17 protein-coding genes are annotated in these 16,982 nt (G+C 50.6%); 14 read left to right on the forward strand and 3 right to left on the reverse strand.

Translation table 11 applies throughout. From position 1 onward, the window contains the following. Positions 1-30: 30 nt before the first annotated feature. Genes pth2 through truD form a run of 3 tightly spaced genes read left to right on the forward strand, consistent with a single transcriptional unit; the run spans position 31 to position 2,946 of the window. Entirely contained in the window at positions 31-378 is a 348-nt protein-coding gene (pth2, locus tag PV02_RS07650) for a peptidyl-tRNA hydrolase Pth2 (protein ID WP_256622785.1), read from the forward strand. A gap of 60 nt (positions 379-438) precedes the next feature. Next, positions 439-1,626: a transglutaminase-like domain-containing protein gene (locus PV02_RS07655; RefSeq protein ID WP_256622786.1), complete on the forward strand. Its 1,188-nt coding sequence runs from the start codon at positions 439-441 to the stop codon at positions 1,624-1,626. 3 nt (positions 1,627-1,629) lie between these two features. Then, positions 1,630-2,946 carry a tRNA pseudouridine(13) synthase TruD gene (gene truD / locus PV02_RS07660; protein WP_256622787.1) on the forward strand — a complete coding sequence of 439 codons (1,317 nt, stop codon included), beginning with the start codon at positions 1,630-1,632 and terminating at the stop codon, positions 2,944-2,946. Positions 2,947-2,997: 51 nt separating this feature from the next. On the opposite strand, the gene pyrG is transcribed toward truD, so the two are convergent. Genes pyrG through PV02_RS07675 form a run of 3 tightly spaced genes read right to left on the reverse strand, consistent with a single transcriptional unit; the run spans position 2,998 to position 5,491 of the window. Next, positions 2,998-4,578, reverse strand: a complete 1,581-nt coding sequence (gene pyrG / locus PV02_RS07665; protein ID WP_256622788.1) for a glutamine hydrolyzing CTP synthase — start codon at positions 4,576-4,578, stop codon at positions 2,998-3,000. Between the two features lie 17 nt (positions 4,579-4,595). After that, on the reverse strand, positions 4,596-5,282 hold the full coding sequence (locus PV02_RS07670; RefSeq protein ID WP_425438352.1) for a DUF7524 family protein: 687 nt from the start codon (positions 5,280-5,282) through the stop codon (positions 4,596-4,598). Between the two features lie 26 nt (positions 5,283-5,308). Next, positions 5,309-5,491, reverse strand: coding sequence for a methytransferase partner Trm112 (locus tag PV02_RS07675; protein WP_256622790.1), 183 nt, complete (start codon positions 5,489-5,491; stop codon positions 5,309-5,311). A 103-nt stretch (positions 5,492-5,594) separates the two neighbouring features. On the opposite strand from PV02_RS07675, the gene PV02_RS07680 reads away from it, so the two are divergent. The 11 genes from PV02_RS07680 to PV02_RS07730 all read left to right on the forward strand — a co-directional run bounded on the left by PV02_RS07680 (position 5,595) and on the right by PV02_RS07730 (position 16,974). Continuing rightward, positions 5,595-6,533: a nucleoside recognition domain-containing protein gene (locus PV02_RS07680; protein WP_256622791.1), complete on the forward strand. Its 939-nt coding sequence runs from the start codon at positions 5,595-5,597 to the stop codon at positions 6,531-6,533. A 251-nt stretch (positions 6,534-6,784) separates the two neighbouring features. Next, positions 6,785-7,141, forward strand: coding sequence for a response regulator (locus tag PV02_RS07685; protein WP_256622792.1), 357 nt, complete (start codon positions 6,785-6,787; stop codon positions 7,139-7,141). Then, positions 7,142-8,236: a protein-glutamate methylesterase/protein-glutamine glutaminase gene (locus PV02_RS07690; protein WP_256622793.1), complete on the forward strand. Its 1,095-nt coding sequence runs from the start codon at positions 7,142-7,144 to the stop codon at positions 8,234-8,236. Positions 8,237-8,296: 60 nt separating this feature from the next. Next, on the forward strand, positions 8,297-10,333 hold the full coding sequence (locus tag PV02_RS07695) for a chemotaxis protein CheA (RefSeq protein ID WP_425438353.1): 2,037 nt from the start codon (positions 8,297-8,299) through the stop codon (positions 10,331-10,333). Positions 10,334-10,350: 17 nt separating this feature from the next. Then, entirely contained in the window at positions 10,351-10,965 is a 615-nt protein-coding gene (locus tag PV02_RS07700) for a chemotaxis protein CheC (RefSeq protein WP_256622795.1), read from the forward strand. Position 10,966: 1 nt separating this feature from the next. Continuing rightward, complete coding sequence (locus PV02_RS07705; RefSeq protein WP_256622796.1) at positions 10,967-13,087, forward strand: cell division protein FtsA; 2,121 nt, start codon at positions 10,967-10,969, stop codon at positions 13,085-13,087. After that, complete coding sequence (locus tag PV02_RS07710) at positions 13,088-13,924, forward strand: CheR family methyltransferase (protein WP_256622797.1); 837 nt, start codon at positions 13,088-13,090, stop codon at positions 13,922-13,924. 48 nt (positions 13,925-13,972) lie between these two features. Then, positions 13,973-14,587, forward strand: a complete 615-nt coding sequence (locus PV02_RS07715; protein WP_256622798.1) for a chemotaxis protein CheC — start codon at positions 13,973-13,975, stop codon at positions 14,585-14,587. A gap of 15 nt (positions 14,588-14,602) precedes the next feature. Next, complete coding sequence (locus PV02_RS07720; RefSeq protein ID WP_256622799.1) at positions 14,603-15,214, forward strand: chemotaxis protein CheC; 612 nt, start codon at positions 14,603-14,605, stop codon at positions 15,212-15,214. Positions 15,215-15,221: 7 nt separating this feature from the next. Further along, positions 15,222-15,695: a chemotaxis protein CheD gene (locus tag PV02_RS07725; protein WP_256622800.1), complete on the forward strand. Its 474-nt coding sequence runs from the start codon at positions 15,222-15,224 to the stop codon at positions 15,693-15,695. Between the two features lie 55 nt (positions 15,696-15,750). Further along, complete coding sequence (locus tag PV02_RS07730; protein ID WP_256622801.1) at positions 15,751-16,974, forward strand: DUF3795 domain-containing protein; 1,224 nt, start codon at positions 15,751-15,753, stop codon at positions 16,972-16,974. The last annotated feature ends 8 nt before the right edge of the window (positions 16,975-16,982 follow it).

Genomic DNA, 16,982 nt, shown 5'->3' on the forward strand with positions numbered 1-16,982 from the left:
AAAGGCTGATTGTAAAAGGTTGTAGTACAGATGACAGAATATAAGCAGTGTATCATAGTGAGGGATGACCTGAAGTTGTCCCCCGGGAAACTTGCGGTCCAGGTGGCCCATGCCGCAGTATCCTCCGCAGAGTGGGCTGACAGGTCCACGCTGGAAAAGTGGAAGGAGGGTGGCCAGAAGAAGGTAGTTTTGCGCGTGGCCAACACCCAGGCTCTTTTTGAGCTGAAGGAAATCGCAAGAAAGCAGAATATACCCACTGCCCTTATCCAGGATGCAGGGCTCACTGAGATCAAGCCGGGAACCATAACGGTGCTTGGTATCGGGCCTGCAAAAGAGGAAGAGCTTAACAAGATCACAGGAAACCTGAAACTGCTGTAGTAACTTCCGTACTGACTGCTGTACTGACAGATACCTGACAATGGATATCCCCGGGATACAATGAACAGACTGGAAAAATCATGTCGTTTACTAGTGCTCCTTGCGCTCGTCACAGGTTCTGTGATATCTCTCGGATGCATTTCCGAACCCGTGCAGAAACTAAGTGCATACCTTTCTCCTTCCTCCACCACCTTGCTGCAGGACGGGAAGGTCTATGATCCCGATCCATCAAGGCTGACCGTGCCGATGATACCGGCGCAGGCTCCTTTCAGGTACGAGGGCAAGCCAGATGCAGGAGAGAAGAGATCCTCTCCCGGATACCAGCTTGCGAGCAGTTACTATTACACTGCATTCTATGAAGGCAGTGACGGAGTGACAGGCATCTATATTGAGAATATGGGGGATTACACCATATTCGCTTACGAATTCGGCCTGCTTGACGTAAGCACCGGCAACTGGTACGGACGGGAAACCGGTACTACTATTATCCCGGGAGAGAAAAAGAAGCTGGGAAATGTGGCCGTGCATGTGCCGGCAGGCTCAGAAGATATAAGATTGAAACTGGGCCTGTCAATACTTGCTAAGACGCAATCTGGCCAATGGTATGATTACGGCAGGCAGTACTTCGAGGAATTCACTATCGATGCACAGCAGCAACCCACGATGGAAAGCCCGGAATACCTTTCCAATCCTAGAAGTTCCTTCTATCTGATAAATGATAAGGTGGACCCATATAACACGGAAGTCCGCAAAATGGCAGCAGTCTCCGCGAAAAAGTATCCCGGGCCTTACAGTGTTTACCAGTTGTGTTCCCTTTTTGATGATACGAAGAACAGGATCGATTATATCAATGATCCGAGGGGGAGGGATATGTGGTCCCCTCCGGGAGACACATTGCTTATAGGGGCCGGCGACTGTGACGATTATGCAATATTGCTGGCCTCGCTGGTGGAATCCATCGGAGGCACTGCAAGGATATATCTTACTGACACACATGCCTTTGCAGCCGTGTATATCGGGGATGAAGACAACACCCGGTCAGTGGTTGAAGGTGTACGCCAGTATTACGGTGACCTGCCCGTATACTACACAACAGATGAGTACGGGTCCTGGCTTCTTATGGATCCGACCTCAAGCGTTTATGCGGGAGGTCTTCCCGCGGGCGCAGCGCCTGTTAACGGGGGATGGACATTCCAGAATACCTCGCAGGTTATCGCAATAGATATCGCGCCCAATGATCAGGAGTAAATCATGAACATACCACCTGTAGAAAAACAGATAGGCATAGAACTGTACTCTACAACCCTGCCGGGAATCGGCGGGGAGCTGAGGCAGGAGATCGAGGATTTCATAGTAACAGAAATAAGTAACCGTGAGGAGGGCAGTTCCGGAAAACAGCTCATCCTTGAGCTTACCAAAAGCAACTGGGACATGCATCACCTGGTCAGGGACATGTCCCGGAAACTGGGCATCAGCCAGAAGCGCATCAGCTTTGCCGGTACAAAGGACAAGAGGGCAAAGACCACACAGAAGATCAGCATATATGACCTGAAGGAGGAAGAGATAGGAAATTTCTACCTAAAGGATGTGGAGCTGAAGGTGATCGGCAGGTCCCCCAGGTCCGTTGAGCTTGGCGACCTTTTCGGGAACGAGTTCGTGATCACAGTAAGGGATATAGGATACGGGACAGAGGAACTGAAAACAATCCTTGACGGGATAACAGCGCAGATAAAGGACTCCGGAGGGGTTCCCAACTTTTTCGGCATACAGCGGTTCGGAGCCGCCAGACCCGTGACGCATCTTGTGGGCAGGGAGATACTGCAGGGGGATTTCGAAAAGGCTGCACTGACCTACATAGCCAGGTCTTTCCCTGATGAGCAGGAGGATGCGCGGGAGGTGCGTGACCGTGTGTGGGATACTCATGACTTTGCAGAAGGGCTGAAAATGTACCCACTGCGTCTCAGGCACGAGAGGGCGATGATGCATTATCTTGCTGAGAACCCCGGGGACTATGCCGGCTCCTTCACTGTACTTGCCCAGAACATCAGCAAGATGTTCGTGCATGCCTGGCAGTCATATATGTTCAACCGCATCATCTGCAGGCGCATAGAAGAAGGTCTCCCGCTTGACGCTGCAGTGCCTGGAGACATTGTATGTTTCAAGAACAAGGAAGGGCTTCCTGATGTAAGTAAAACCCAGCAGGTCACAGAGGAGAACCTTGAGGGCATGAACAACCTCGTTAAAAGGAGGAGAGCCTTTGTGACAGCACCCCTTATCGGCTACGATACTCCCCTTGCATCAGGTGTCCAGGGGAAGATCGAAAGGGAGATATTCGAGGAAGCAGGCATCCATGCAGAAAGTTTCAGGGTGAAGGGGCTGCCGGAGCTGGCTTCGGCCGGACTGCGCAGAGAGATGCTGCTACACTGTGAGCCCTCCTTTGAAACATCGGAAGATGAGCTCAATCCGGGAAAGACCAAGGCTGTCCTGAGCTTCATGCTTCCCAAGGGGAGCTATGCAACAACCGTCCTTCGTGAATACATGAAGGTCGAGCCGATGAAAATGAGTTGAAGGGAGAGATCCCTTCCGGCATTTATTGAAAAGCCAGTACCCTTTGTTCTTTCAGGATATCATTGACTCAATGAATGCCCTGAAAGGCGGGGAGGGCCTGCCGGGCCTGGACTTGAACTCCGGGTGGAACTGGGATCCGAAGAAAAATTTCTTCCCGGGGATCTCCGCAATTTCCATCCTGTTCCTGTTCCTGCCTGAGAACACCATGCCCTTTTCCTCTATCCTGTCCACGAAGTTGGGATTGACCTCATACCTGTGCCTGTGGCGCTCTATTACCTTTGAACAGCCATAGACACATTCTGCGAGGGAGCCTGCTTTTAGGTCGGCTTCGTAATCCCCGAGCCTCATCGTGGCGCCCATGTCAACCACATTCTCCTGTTCAGGAAGTATGTCAATTACCGGGTAGGGGGTATTCTCATCGAACTCCGTGCTGTTGGCATTCTCCATCCCAACCACGTGCCTTGCAAACTCAACAACGGAAAGCTGCATTCCGAGACACAGTCCGAGATAGGGGATGTCATTCTCGCGGGCGTACCTGATGGCCATTATCTTGCCTTCGACACCACGTTCGCCAAAACCTCCTGGAACCAGTATCCCGTCGTACTTTGACAGGGTGGCCACCAGGGACGGGTCCTTTTCGAACGATTCGGCGTTGATCCAGGTAGCACAGTAGTTAACTCCGCATGCGATCGCTGCATGCTTGATGGAGGCACTGATGCTGAGATAGGAATCCTCAAGGTGGGTATATTTTCCCACGATCCCGATGTTGACCTTGCCCCTGAGATTATGCATCCTGTCCACCATCTCCACCCAGGAGCTGTCCTGGATGTCCGACTGGAGGTTCATGAACTTCATCAGGTAGTCTGTCAGCCCTTCCTTTTCCATCATGAGAGGGACCTCGTAGATATCCTTTGCATCATGGGCGCTTATGACAGCCTCTTCAGGCACATCACAGAAGAGTGCTATCTTCGAGATAGTGCTGTCAAGCAAAGGTTCCTTGCACCTGGTCACAATGACGTTGGGTGTCAGTCCGAGCTCCCTGAGCTCCTTCACGGAGTGCTGGGTGGGCTTTGTCTTCTGGTCTCCCTGAGGGTCCAGGGGCACGAGGGTAACGTGGACGAATGCCAGATCGCCCTTAGGCTCTTCCCTGTGCATCTGCCTGACCGCTTCCAGGAAAGGCATGCTCTCGATGTCACCGACAGTACCGCCCACTTCTACAAGGCACACATCGGCGCCGCTCTTTGCAGCAACCTTCCTTATGCGGTCCTTGATCTCGTTGGTTATATGGGGGATTATCTGCACGGTCTTGCCAAGGTATTCGCCACGTCGCTCCTTTGAGATGACTGCCTGGTAGACCTTACCCGTTGTCAGGTTGTGCTCCCTGGTAAGCTCGGTATCAAGGAAACGCTCGTAATTACCAAGATCAAGATCGACCTCGCCGCCGTCCTTCAGCACAAAGACCTCTCCGTGCTGGAAAGGGCTCATGGTGCCTGCATCGATATTGATGTAAGGATCTATCTTGATGGCCGTTACCTTGTAGCCCCTGTTCTTCAGGTTGCGCCCGATAGAAGCGGTGGTTATTCCCTTACCGAGCCCGCTCATTACTCCGCCGGTCACTATAATATACTTCATGTGATGCATCGCCTTTTTTATTTGAATATAGGAAGTCTGATCAACAGATATGCCATTAGGAAGGTCAGGAGGATCGAATAGAGGACTGAAGGATAGAACCCGAAGAAAGGCTCGAAGTCTATGGAAAGCAATATCATTGCCACGATCACTACAGCCATCAGGAACACAACAGCTGCTGCCAGGTACACGGACCTGGAGGATGTCAGGTCAAGGACCGACCTTAGCAATTGCAATGAGATGTCCGGAATCTGCGCGCTCCAGTTTTCCCTCTTATCCCTGCGTGCTTCTTTGCGCGTATCCTTACCTGAGCCTGAAGAAGACTTACGCGGGACGGACAATGAACTGTCCACGTCGACTGTGAAATTAGCGTCATCCGGGCCCGGCAGTCCTATATTGAGGTCAAAGCCCGCCTTCTTCGAGCCATAGCCCACTGTCACGAACAGCTGGCCTCTGTTGTAGAGCCTTCCTGCATAGGGTATCCTTGCTATTATCGGGATGTACTCCTCATGCCGGACATAAGGGTTATCTTCAAGGATAGTGAGGTTCTCACGCAGGGAATCGCTGACTGACAGATTCACATGGGTGGGAGCACCATAGTTGATGATCACAAGCTCAAAGCTTCGTTCCTCGCCCTGGGACAAAGGCAGCTCAACCATAATTGATTCAAATTCAATAGAGTTGACTCCAAGCCTGTTTATGTGCACTTGTTGCAATTGTATGTCCCCGCCGCTTATTCCCTGAGCTCAGGAGGAAGCATGTTCGGAATGCCCTCTTCAATGGGATAGTATTCGTTACATCTCGGACAGTAAAGAGTCCCGGAAATAACCTCGTTCCCGTCCTCTTTCTCAATATTGAGGATAAGGTCGCCTTTGCATACAGGGCAGGCAAGAATTTCCATAAGGTCCTTTTTCATGTCGATCAGTACCTACCAATATATTACAATGATATAAGTTTTTGCAGGCGGGATTTCCTCCGGATAGATATCTTAATTAGGCTCCTGCCTTCTACCATATGGCATGCCCTCCATTCTCATCAGTGCCCTGGATTTCGCTATCCCTGTACTCATAGTGATATTTATAGGCCTGTTCGGGACCGCCGTCCTTATAGAACTGGGCCTGATGCAGAGATTGTCCCGTTTCGCAAGCCCTATATTCAGGTTCACGAACCTTCCCGATACCTGTGCCTCCTCCTTTGTGGTATCCATGGGCTCCACGGTCGCAGCCAATACCATGGTGGTCAATTTCAGGGACAGCGGATGCATAAATAACAGGGAGGCAGTGCTGTGTGCCGTGATGAACAGCACGCCTGCTTATGTAAGGGAGATATTCACATATCAGATCCCTATAGTACTGCCTGCCCTCGGGCCTGTGGTGGGTGGTTTCTACGTCATGGTGTTCATAGTGACAGCCATCGTGAAGGTGGTGACAGTGGTTGTTCTAAGCAAACTGCTCCTGAAGAAGAATCCATGTAAGTTCGAGGAAACCGTCACTGAGAAAAAGGTGACTCTCAGGGAAGCTGTCGTAAGGTCGCTCAGGAAGAACAAAAAACTGTTCATAAAAATATCCATGGTCTACCTTGCAATGACAACGCTGGTGTTCTACCTTCGGGACAGGGGTGCCTTTGAGGTTTTCAGCGTACTTCCCCTGGCAGACATTTTCGGCATCCCGCCTGAGAGCATAGTGCCCCTCACAAGTTTCGTTGCAAGCCCCATCCTCGGGATATCCCTGCTGGGACCCATGCTCAGCGATAACGGTATCTCTCCGCTGCAGGCAATGATAGTGCTAATGCTTGGAAGCATGTTCATGCTCCCCATATTCAGCATCAGGACACTGCTTCCCAGATACATCTCCATATTCGGCGCACGGACAGGTACAGGGATCGTGACATTTTCCACCGGCATAAGCGTGCTTGTGAGATTTGTCATACTTCTGGTCCTTCTGTCAATGGCAGATTAGGCGCTCATCAAAGTTCTGTAGGCATTGGGAAGCATTCTGCATGAAATTTGCAGGAGCTTTTTTTGAACCGCTGTTGCCAATTCAGTTACCGTGTGAGTTTACCGGCAGCAGGTGACTTTCTTTTTTATTAACATATATACAATAAATTAATATATTATATAATCGTCTATATATTAACATGGCAATTTAAGCCATATAATATTTATGAATGTGTGATTCTGCACAGATAATAAAAAGGGAGATCAGACAAAATGGCAAAAGTAATGATTGTGGACGACGCCGCATTTATGCGCATGGTCATCAAGGATATTCTGAAGAAGAATGGTCATGAGGTCGTGGCTGAATGTGTTGACGGACTTGACGCTGTCCAGAAGTATCCCCAGTTCAAACCGGATCTTGTCTTCATGGACATCGTTATGCCTAACATGGAAGGAACGGATGCGTTAAAGAAGATAATGCAAATGGATCCCTCTGCAAGGGTTGTTATGTGCTCATCCATAGGGCAGCAGTCTGTCGTCACTGACGCTCTCAAGAGCGGAGCCCTTGATTTCATAGTGAAGCCATTCGATGCCGCAAAGGTCCTGGAAGTTATCGGAAAAGTAATGTAAATGACGATCAATGTCCTTGTAGTCGATGACTCGGCGCTGATGCGTAAAGTGATCTCTGATATCCTCTCTGAAGATCAGGAAATAAGAGTAGTGGGAACCGCAAGGAACGGCCTTGACGCTGTGGAGAAGGTCGAAAGGCTCAAGCCGGATGTGGTCACTCTCGATGTGGAGATGCCTGCACTTGACGGGCTGCATGCGCTCGGATATATTATGAGCGAGTGCCCCACACCCGTGGTAATGCTTACGGCTGTCGACCCCAAGTCCGCTGAGAGAACCCTGAACGCTTTTGAATACGGGGCTGTGGACTTCATCCAGAAACCTTCCGGCAATATCAGCCTGAACATAATGGACATTGCTAACGATATCCGCTTAAAGGTAAAGATAGCGTCCAGGGTGGACCTGAAAAAGCTGGGTTTTATGGAAGAGCATGTGAACTCCCGTGAGAACGCTGAGAAGAAACAGCACGTTCCAGCTGCAAAGGCTCCTGAGGACACAAGGAAGAAGCACTTTTCAAATCAGAAGATACTGGCAATAGCTTCCTCCACAGGAGGTCCGCGGGCACTTGAGCAAGTGATCCCAAAGTTACCGGGCAATCTGAAGGTGCCGGTGGTTATAGTGCAGCATATGCCTGCAGGTTTCACGGCCTCACTCGCACAGAGGCTGGATATGCAGTCACAGCTTAGGGTTTGCGAGGCCAGGGATGGTGATGTGCTTGAGCCGGGCATAGTATACATTGCTCCAGGCAATTATCACATGGAGATAGTGCAGAAGAACATCAACGGGCGAACATCGGAGGTCGTTTCGCTCAACCAGAATCCCCGTGAGCAGGGTGTGAGGCCCTGTGCTAACATTCTTTTCAAATCGCTGGTCCCGCTCTACGGTCAGAATATACTGGCTGTGATCCTGACCGGCATGGGCGCTGACGGGGCTGACGGGGCCGAGGAGATCAAGAAAGCCGGCGGCAAAGTGATAGCCGAAGATGAGAGGTCCTGTGTGGTCTACGGTATGCCAAAAGCAGTTGTCCAGCGCGGCCTGTCGGATAGTGTCGTCACTCTGGAAAAGGTCTCTGAAGAGATAGTTCAGATGCTAAGATAAATGGTGATCAAATATGGTGACTTACATGATTACAATGACATTGAGAGGGGTGTGAAAGACATGGACATGTCTGAATACAAGGATATCTTCAAAGCAGAGTCCGAGGAACACCTGCAGCAATTGAATGAGTCGCTTCTGGGGCTTGAACAGAACCCGAAAGAGATCGAGTACATCAATACTATGTTCCGCTCCGCACACACCCTGAAAGGAATGTCGGCAACCATGGGATTCAGCACCATTGCGGAACTGACCCATGAGATGGAGAACCTGATGGACATGGTGCGCAAATGCCAGGTAGTTGTCAGCAACTCCCTTATTGATATCCTCTTTGAATGCCTTGATACCCTGGAAGCCCTTGTGGAAAGCGTGGACAGCGGTGAAGAGGTTAATATCTCCCATCTCCAGGCCACACTTGCACAGGCCATGGAAGGTACCCTGTGCGCTATTGAGGATACGGGTGCCGGCATAAGTGAACTTGCAGCAACGATTCCGGCAGCCATGGAAGTACCATTGGCTCCCGTCCCTGTGGCAGGAGCACATATCAAGTTCTCCGAGGCTGAGACCGCGGGCATTGAACATGCACTCCAGGAAGAGTGCAGGGTCCTTGAACTGAAGGTCATGCTTGACACCTCATGCGTACTGAAGTCCGCAAGATCCACATTGGTGCTGATAAACCTGTCCAGGATAGGAAAGATCATCAAATGCGTGCCTTCTGAGGCAGATCTTGAGGATGAGAAGTTCGATCTCGATTTTACGGTTGTCCTTGCAAGCAAAGAGAGTGACGCTGCCATAAATGGTATCATCAGGAAGATCTCTGAGGTCAGGGACGTGAATATCACGCCCCTGTATGAATATGAGGGTACCGATCATGAAGCGGCTGAGAAGGAGGAGGAGACCGGCGAATCCCGTCAATGCTCCTCAGCGGTCAAGAGATCGGAGTCCGTGAAAAGCATCCAGAGCGTCAGGGTCAACATTGAGCGGCTTGACAATCTCATGAACCTGGTGGGAGAGCTGATCATCAATAAGATACGTCTGAACCAGCTTGCTTCCGATCTTAACGCCAAGAGCCTGGACGAGTCTCTTGCAAACCTGGACCGCCTTACCAATGAGATACAGAACGAAGTAATGGAAGCCAGGATGGTGCCCATCGACCAGGTCTTCAGCAGGTTCCCCCGTATGGTGAGGGATCTTGCAAAATCCGAAGGGAAGCAGGTGAACCTTGTAATCGAGGGAAAAGAGATCGAGCTTGACAGGACCGTGCTTGACGAGATAGGAGACCCGCTTGTCCATCTCCTGCGCAATGCGGTGGATCATGGGATCGAGCCCACTGAAGAGCGTATAAGGCTTGGCAAGCCTGAGGCAGGCTTTGTAGGCCTTTCCGCCTCAAGGCAGAGGAACAGTGTCATTATCGAGGTAGAGGATGACGGAAAAGGCATGGACCCGGCACATCTCAGGGACATTGCTGTCAAAAAAGGCATTATGACCCGTGAAGAAGTAGACAAGCTATCTGATACGGATGCCCTGAACCTAATATTCGTGGCTGGTTTCAGTGGTGCAAAGGTCGTTACGGATGTTTCCGGCAGGGGAGTCGGCATGGACGCCGTCAAGGCGAAGATAGAGGCCCTCGGAGGTACCGTAAAGGTAAGCTCGGTGCCTGGACAGGGAAGCTCCATCAAGCTGCAGCTGCCTCTCACCGTTGCCATCATCCAGTCCCTGATGGTCACCATCGCAGGCGAGACATACGCCATACCCCTTGCAAACGTGGTAAGGGATGTGGGTATCAAGGCCAGCGATATCAAGACCATCGAAGGAAAAGAGGTCATCCTGCTGCGAGGGGAAGTGCTGCCCCTGCTGAGGCTGCGCGATGTGCTCGAATGTCCTGGAGAGGCTGAGAAGAAAGAGAACCTGATAGTTGTGGTCGTGGAGCGCATGGGCAGCAACATCGGATTCGTAGTGGATCAGCTTCTGGGACAGCAGGAAGTGATCATAAAAACGCTTGACAACAAACTCTTGAAGAACACAAAAGGATTTGCAGGCGCCACCATCCTGGGGGACGGAAGCGTTGCGCTGATCCTTGACATTGCTACTATGATATGATAATATGAGGGTATAATATGGCAGAAATGGACGAAATGACAAAAGGAGCATTCCAGGAAGCAGGGAACATCGGAATGGGTCACCTGGCAACCTCTCTTTCGAAGATGGTGAACAGAGAGGTAAAGATCGACATACCTGTAGTGGAGATGCTTTCACTCGATGAGATAATATCCAGGGCCTCTAATGGAAAGCAGAAGAGCGTTGTAGGGATACACCTGAACATCTCAGGGGATGTGACGGGAGGAACCCTGATACTTCTACCCAAATTCTCCGCACTTTCATTCTCAGACCTGCTTCTGAAGAAATCCATAGGGACCACAACCAAGATAGAGGAGCTTGAGACCCGCAAACTCCGTGAGATGGGAGTGCGCCTGTGCAGTTCCTACATGCGTGTGGTCAATGAGTTCCTCGGGATCAATCTTTCCATCGGTGACCCCACGATGGATGTCAACATGGAGGGAGTATCCGATTTCATAAAGAAGGAGATAGGCCAGCTGGCTGACGAGTTCATAGTCGTCAAGGGGGAATGCTATATCCCATCCACCAACTCCAGGAACGAATTCAACATGCTCTTCGAGCCTGAGGCCAGTGACATCATTATGGCTGCTATCATGAAAAAAATGATGGGATGAAATGAACGGTTCCCACTTTGCCCTGGACATAGGTACCAGGACCGTTGTGGGGCTCATTGTCGAAGGAGAGCCTCTGGAAGTAAAAGCCGCATGCATCTGTGAACATGATGAACGCAGCATGCATGACGGACAGATCCATGATGTTGAGAAAGTCGCAGAGGTAGTCGGTAAAGTAAAGTCAGAGCTTGAGAAACAGCTCGGATACAAGCTCACGAAGGCCAGCGTGGCTGTTGCCGGCAGGGCATTGAGAACCTCCAGGGCAAAGGTCGCCATCGAACTCCCATACCGTGAGATCACTGAAAAGGAAGTGTCTGAGATCGAGTTTGAAGCAGTTGCAAGGGCCAGCAGTAAGATCGATGGCGATGAGCGCTTCAGCTGCGTAGGTTATTCGGTCATCGGGTACGAACTTGACGGACAGGGGATCTCCAATATCATAGGGCACAGTGGAACTTCGATATCCGTGGAAGTTCTTGCAACCTTTCTGCCGGAAGCTGTGGTTAACAGCATGTTCGCGGTACTCGCCAGGTGTGGCATGGAGATCGCGGGTATCACCCTGGAGCCCATCGCCGCCCTGAGCGTTGCCATCCCCGTGGATATGCGCAAGCTCAACCTGGCGCTTGTGGACATTGGTGCAGGCACCTCCGATATAGCAGTGACGAGTGACGGAACTGTCATAGGGTACGGCATGGTTGCGGAGGCGGGGGACGAGATCACTGATTTCATATGCGACCATTACCTGGTCGACTTCAAAAAGGGAGAGGAGATAAAGCAGAAGCTGTCTGCCTGTGAGAAGGTGGAGATACAGGACTTCTTCGGCAATGTGACAGAAATACAGGCTGCTGAAGTCATTTCTGCCATAGGGGAAGAAGTGGACAGGCTAGCCCGGCACATAGCCGACGAGATACTTGCAATAAACGGCAAGCCACCCCGGGCAGTGGTGCTTGTGGGAGGCGGGTCCCAGACTGTCACACTGAAGGAACGGCTCTCAGTACATCTGGGAGTACCTGTGCAGCGCATAGGAGCCCGTCTTCCTGCCATGATAGAGCAGTTCAGGGACAATACCGGCAAGGTCACAGGCGCCGACATGATCACACCACTTGGCATAGCCCTGGCATCCATACGGAAAACAGGCATCGGGTTTACAGAGCTAACTGTTAACGGTGCAGCTGTTCATCTCATGGCATTGAACAGCCTTACGGTAATGGATGCCCTGGTAGCCGCGCACATAAAAAGGATATATCCGCGTCCGGGGCTGGCCCTTACGCTAAAGGTGAACTCGCAGTTCATGACCGTTGAAGGAGATGCAGGCAAACATGCCGGTATCCTCCTGGGCGGGAAGAAGGCGACCCTTGGGGATCCGGTCGGCAACGGGTCCGTGATAGAGTTCGAACCGCCCGTAGACGGCAGTAATGCAAGCATAACTGTCAGGGAACTTGCATCCAGAACCGGAACCCCACTGCTCACCGGCATAATCATCAACGACCAGGGAGCAGAACAAATGACCCCTGTCCTTGTGAACGGGAAGAAGGCATCACCCGGGGACAGTATACCTGACAGGTCAGAGGTATCGATACAGGCAGCCACGCTTCTGGATGTAGTGCTCGGCAGAGCAGGCAGTGGCCCACAGGACAGGATACAGGTCACCGTCAACAAGAGGCCAAAGGTCCTCTACAGGATGCGATTTGATGTCACGCTTAACGGGAGCCCTGTAGATGCGGGGAAACTTTCCAGCATAGTGGTAAGCGAGGGGGACCGGATACGGATATGCGAGACCGGGATTGACTGGACCCTTGCCGAGATAATCGAAGCACCTTCAAGGAGAAAGAGCATCAGTGTGATCCTGAACGGTAAAAAGGTTGTGTTCAATGGCCGTGAAGGTTCTGTCATGGTCAACGGAAGGAAGGCAGAACTTTCCGAAAGAGTGCTTGACGGTGACGATATCACAATAAAGGAAGGGATTGATGAGAGTCCGATACTTTCCGATCTTTTTGAATTCATGGACATTAACAGGGAAGAGCTTGTGGGAAAAAGCATCAGGCTAATAGTTAATGGTGCCCCCGCTCGTTTTACGACCCCGCTGAGCGACGGGAACAAGGTTAGCATAGAGTTCCCGGAGGTATAAATGCTTAAAACTGCTGAGAAACATGCAACTAAAGAAGATACTGACTTTATTATGCTCAAGAGTGTGATCAAGGACAGGCTCGGGTTCAACTGCGAGTACTACAAGGATTCCCACTTTAAGAGAAGGATAGATGTCAGGCTGCGGGCTTCAGGTGCAAAGGACTATGGAGAGTACGTCCGGATCCTGAAGGATAATCCCGGGGAACTTGACATCCTCATGGACACGCTTACGGTCAATGTGACTAACTTCTTCCGTAATACCGAGGTCTATGACATAGTGGAGAAGGAAGTTCTCCCTGCAGTTATCAAGGCTAAAAGCACAACTTCTCTCAGGTCCATTAAGATATGGAGCGCAGGCTGTTCCATAGGAGTGGAAGCCTATTCCATTGCCATGCTTCTGCACCACATCCTGGGAGACAACATCAGGAAGTACAATATAACTATCACAGGCACCGATATTGATAAGGCAAGCCTGCAGCAGGCCCAGCAGGGTCTCTACGGTGAAGTGGAAATGAAGGATGTCAGGCCTGCATTCCTCAAGAAATATTTTGTGCAGCAGGGGAACCACTACCAGATAATAGATGAGATCAGGAAGATGGCACACTTCAAGTCCCATGATATGATATCAGGCCCAAAGATGAAGGGATTCGATATAATCTTCTGCAGGAACGTGACCATTTATTTTGAAAAGGAACTGCAGGAAAAACTGTACATGGACTTTTATGACGGGCTCAATGATAACGGGTTCTTTGTGATGGGAAAAACGGAGACGCTCCTTGGCCCTTCAAAAGACCGCTTCAAGCCTTTCAACGCAAAGGAAAGGATATACAATAAATGACCGGGATGCCTCCCGCCCAGGGAATAAAAACGATGTCAAGGAGAAAAAATGATAGGCAGGATGGATGAACTGACCGAGCTGCAGACCAGTGCGCTGAAGGAGATAGTCAATATCGGCGTGGGCAATGCTGTTACTGCTCTTTCAAAAATGGTCGGGAAGCAGATAAGTATAGAAGTTCCTGAACTTAAGATAGAGAAGATAGAGGAAGTGCCTGAAAGGGCCGGTGGCGCTGACACAGTTGTATCCGGGGTCATCATGCATGTGAACGGGGACATCAACGGCTATATTATGATGCTGCTATCCCGGAAGACTGCCGAAACGATCTGCACGACCATCACAGGTGAAGAGGCTCCTGATATACTGGACCCGATGAACCAGTCCCTTATCGAGGAGGTCGGACACATCCTGGCTGGCTCCTACGTAAGCTCTCTTTCCGAATTCCTGGCTCTTGACTTTATGATATCGCCTCCAATGCAGACCTATGACATGCTTGGTGCCATCATGGACCAGATGCTGATCGAGATGAGCAGGAATGTGGAATACACATTCCTCTTTGACACATTCTTCACGATGCAGGGAAACAGGATGGAGGGAATCCTGCTCACCCTGTTCGATCCGGAATCCATGGACAGGATACTCTTGAGGATCAACGAGATGGTTTGACAACAGAGGTGGAAAATGAAAATAATACTTGACCAATTCTATTACGATGCACTCAATGAGATCGGCAACATAGGCATGGGAAATGCTACGACAGCTCTTTCCCGGCTGGTTGGCAAGAAGATCAAGGTCAGTGCATCCGAGCTTACATCCCTTGCGCCTGAATACATTTCCGGACACCCGGACAACAGCAAGTCTGCGGTCACAGTCAAGATAATAGGTGACCTCAACGGCGGTTTCATACTGATGCTGAACAGGAGGCATTCAGAAACACTGTCAGAGATGCTGCTTGCACGCACGGAGTACGAGAATGACAGCTACATGAAGAATTCAGTGGCTATTGAAGTTGCAAACATCCTGGCAGGCACCTACTGCACAGCTCTCTCCAGGTTCCTTGATATTTCCGTGACGCCCTCACTGCCTGTTCTGGTTGAAGGGAGCCCGGATGATGTGCTGAATAAGTGCGGGAAGTACCTCAACGGGAAAGTGGACCATATCATGGGACTGACCGCCCTGTTCGAGATAGAGGCTGAGGATGAGTACCACAGCCTGAGCGGTGATATATACATGCTCCTGGACGCCGCTTCCATGAGAGTGATCATTGACAGGATAAACCGGATGCGTACCTGATACAATCATGATAGTCGTAGGAATGGCAGACAGCGCAGTAGCAAGAAAACCCGTTAAGATCTCGACCCTGGGGCTGGGTTCGTGCGTAGGTGTTGCCATGTACGATAAAACAAGCTGTATCGGCGGAATGGTCCATATAATGCTTCCAAGTGTTGAGAATGCAAGGTCCAAGGATAACCCTGCAAAGTTTGCCGATACGGGCATACCATACCTCCTGGAGTGCATGGTGGAAGAGGGTGCTGCAAGAAAAGCCGTCAAAGCCAAGATCGCAGGAGGAGCGAGGATGTTCTCCTTCAGCTCTAACGCCCAGCTCAATATCGGCGAGAGGAATGTAAGTGCGACCAGGGAGGCACTGAAGAAGCTAAGGGTCCCGCTTGTTGCAGAAGATACGGGTGAGAACTACGGGCGTACAATAATCCTGGATACGGAGAACGGAGAGCTGACAGTAAAAAGTGCCCTCAAAGGCCAAAAAATATATTAGTTATTAAATATAAATACTCAGAAGGAGACTGACAAGGATCGAAGGTGCAAGGAACATGTTAACCCCGGATATAACTCTCATTTACATCATATTCATCTCTGTTTCGCTCTCAGCAGGGATAGCAGCCATTTACTTCTGGGTGAAGGTCTATTACGAGACAAAGAAAGGGTCCATAGCATGGCTGCTGCTTGCACTCACAGCGATCTTCCTCATAACCACGTCTATTTTCCCTTCCGTGGCGGTCAGTGTTCCCGACCCAACCGTTTCAGAGACGATCCTTATCTATCTCGGCTTCTGGAGCGCGGTCTACACAAGTATATTTGCTGCAGCAGGTTTCATGATGTATACTGCCTTCAGGACCATTCCCCGTGAGAAACTGGGAGATTTCCTGCTTGAGGGTATGGTCTTCCAGAAAAACGAGATTCTGAAGTCCGCTTGTGCAAAGAAATGCTCCCTCTGTGAAAAACATGAGAGCGAGGAGTGCCCGGGATGCGTGACTAAGAACAAGCATGCTGAGGAGAGATGCCTGATATATGAATGTGTGGTTGACAAGGGCATGACCTCATGCATGGACTGCGACGTGATGGATACATGTAGCAGGTATGAGAGGGAGATTGAAAAGTGTCCCATGAATGACAGGGTGGGAGCCTTTGCAGAGTTCGAGCAGACCGCAAAACTGTTCAGGAGATCCACTCTACTTGAATATACGCCCCATATGAGATACGAGGATGCTGTCATCGAGATATGCCTGAGGCTCTATGGTGAGATGGTCAATACCGTACTTGTATCCACCCAGCCAAGGACAGCCCTCTACAGGGAAAAACTTGCCGACCTCATAGATGTGGGGGCAATGAAGTTCATAGAAATATCCCCTACCGGAAAGACAGTTTCCGAAGATAGCGGGATAGTCAGGCTGCCTGTCAGTGAGCTGGATAAGTTCTTCGACCTTACAAGCAAACTGCCTAAGGACTGTGCCATCATATTCGAGCCTCTCACACACCTGATAGTGAGTGAAGGGGAAGTGGAAATATATGACTTCGTATCACGGATGGCAGAGAGAGCCAGTGTCAGCGAGCTCCTGCTTATAGGCCTCTTGAACAAGCCTGCCCATGACGAGAAGACCGTTTCGAGGTTTGAGGGCCTTTTCCTCAACATTGCCGATGTCGTGCAGTCAAGGATACGTATTGTAAAAGGCGGCAGGGAAGAGTATGTGCGGTTCTATGTGGGCGAGAAGTTCTACATGGAGCAGACCGAAGAAAGTCAGAGAGCAATGCAGTGAGCCTGAAG

The sequence above is a fragment of the Methanolobus chelungpuianus genome (assembly GCF_024500045.1).
GTDB lineage: Archaea > Halobacteriota > Methanosarcinia > Methanosarcinales > Methanosarcinaceae > Methanolobus > Methanolobus chelungpuianus.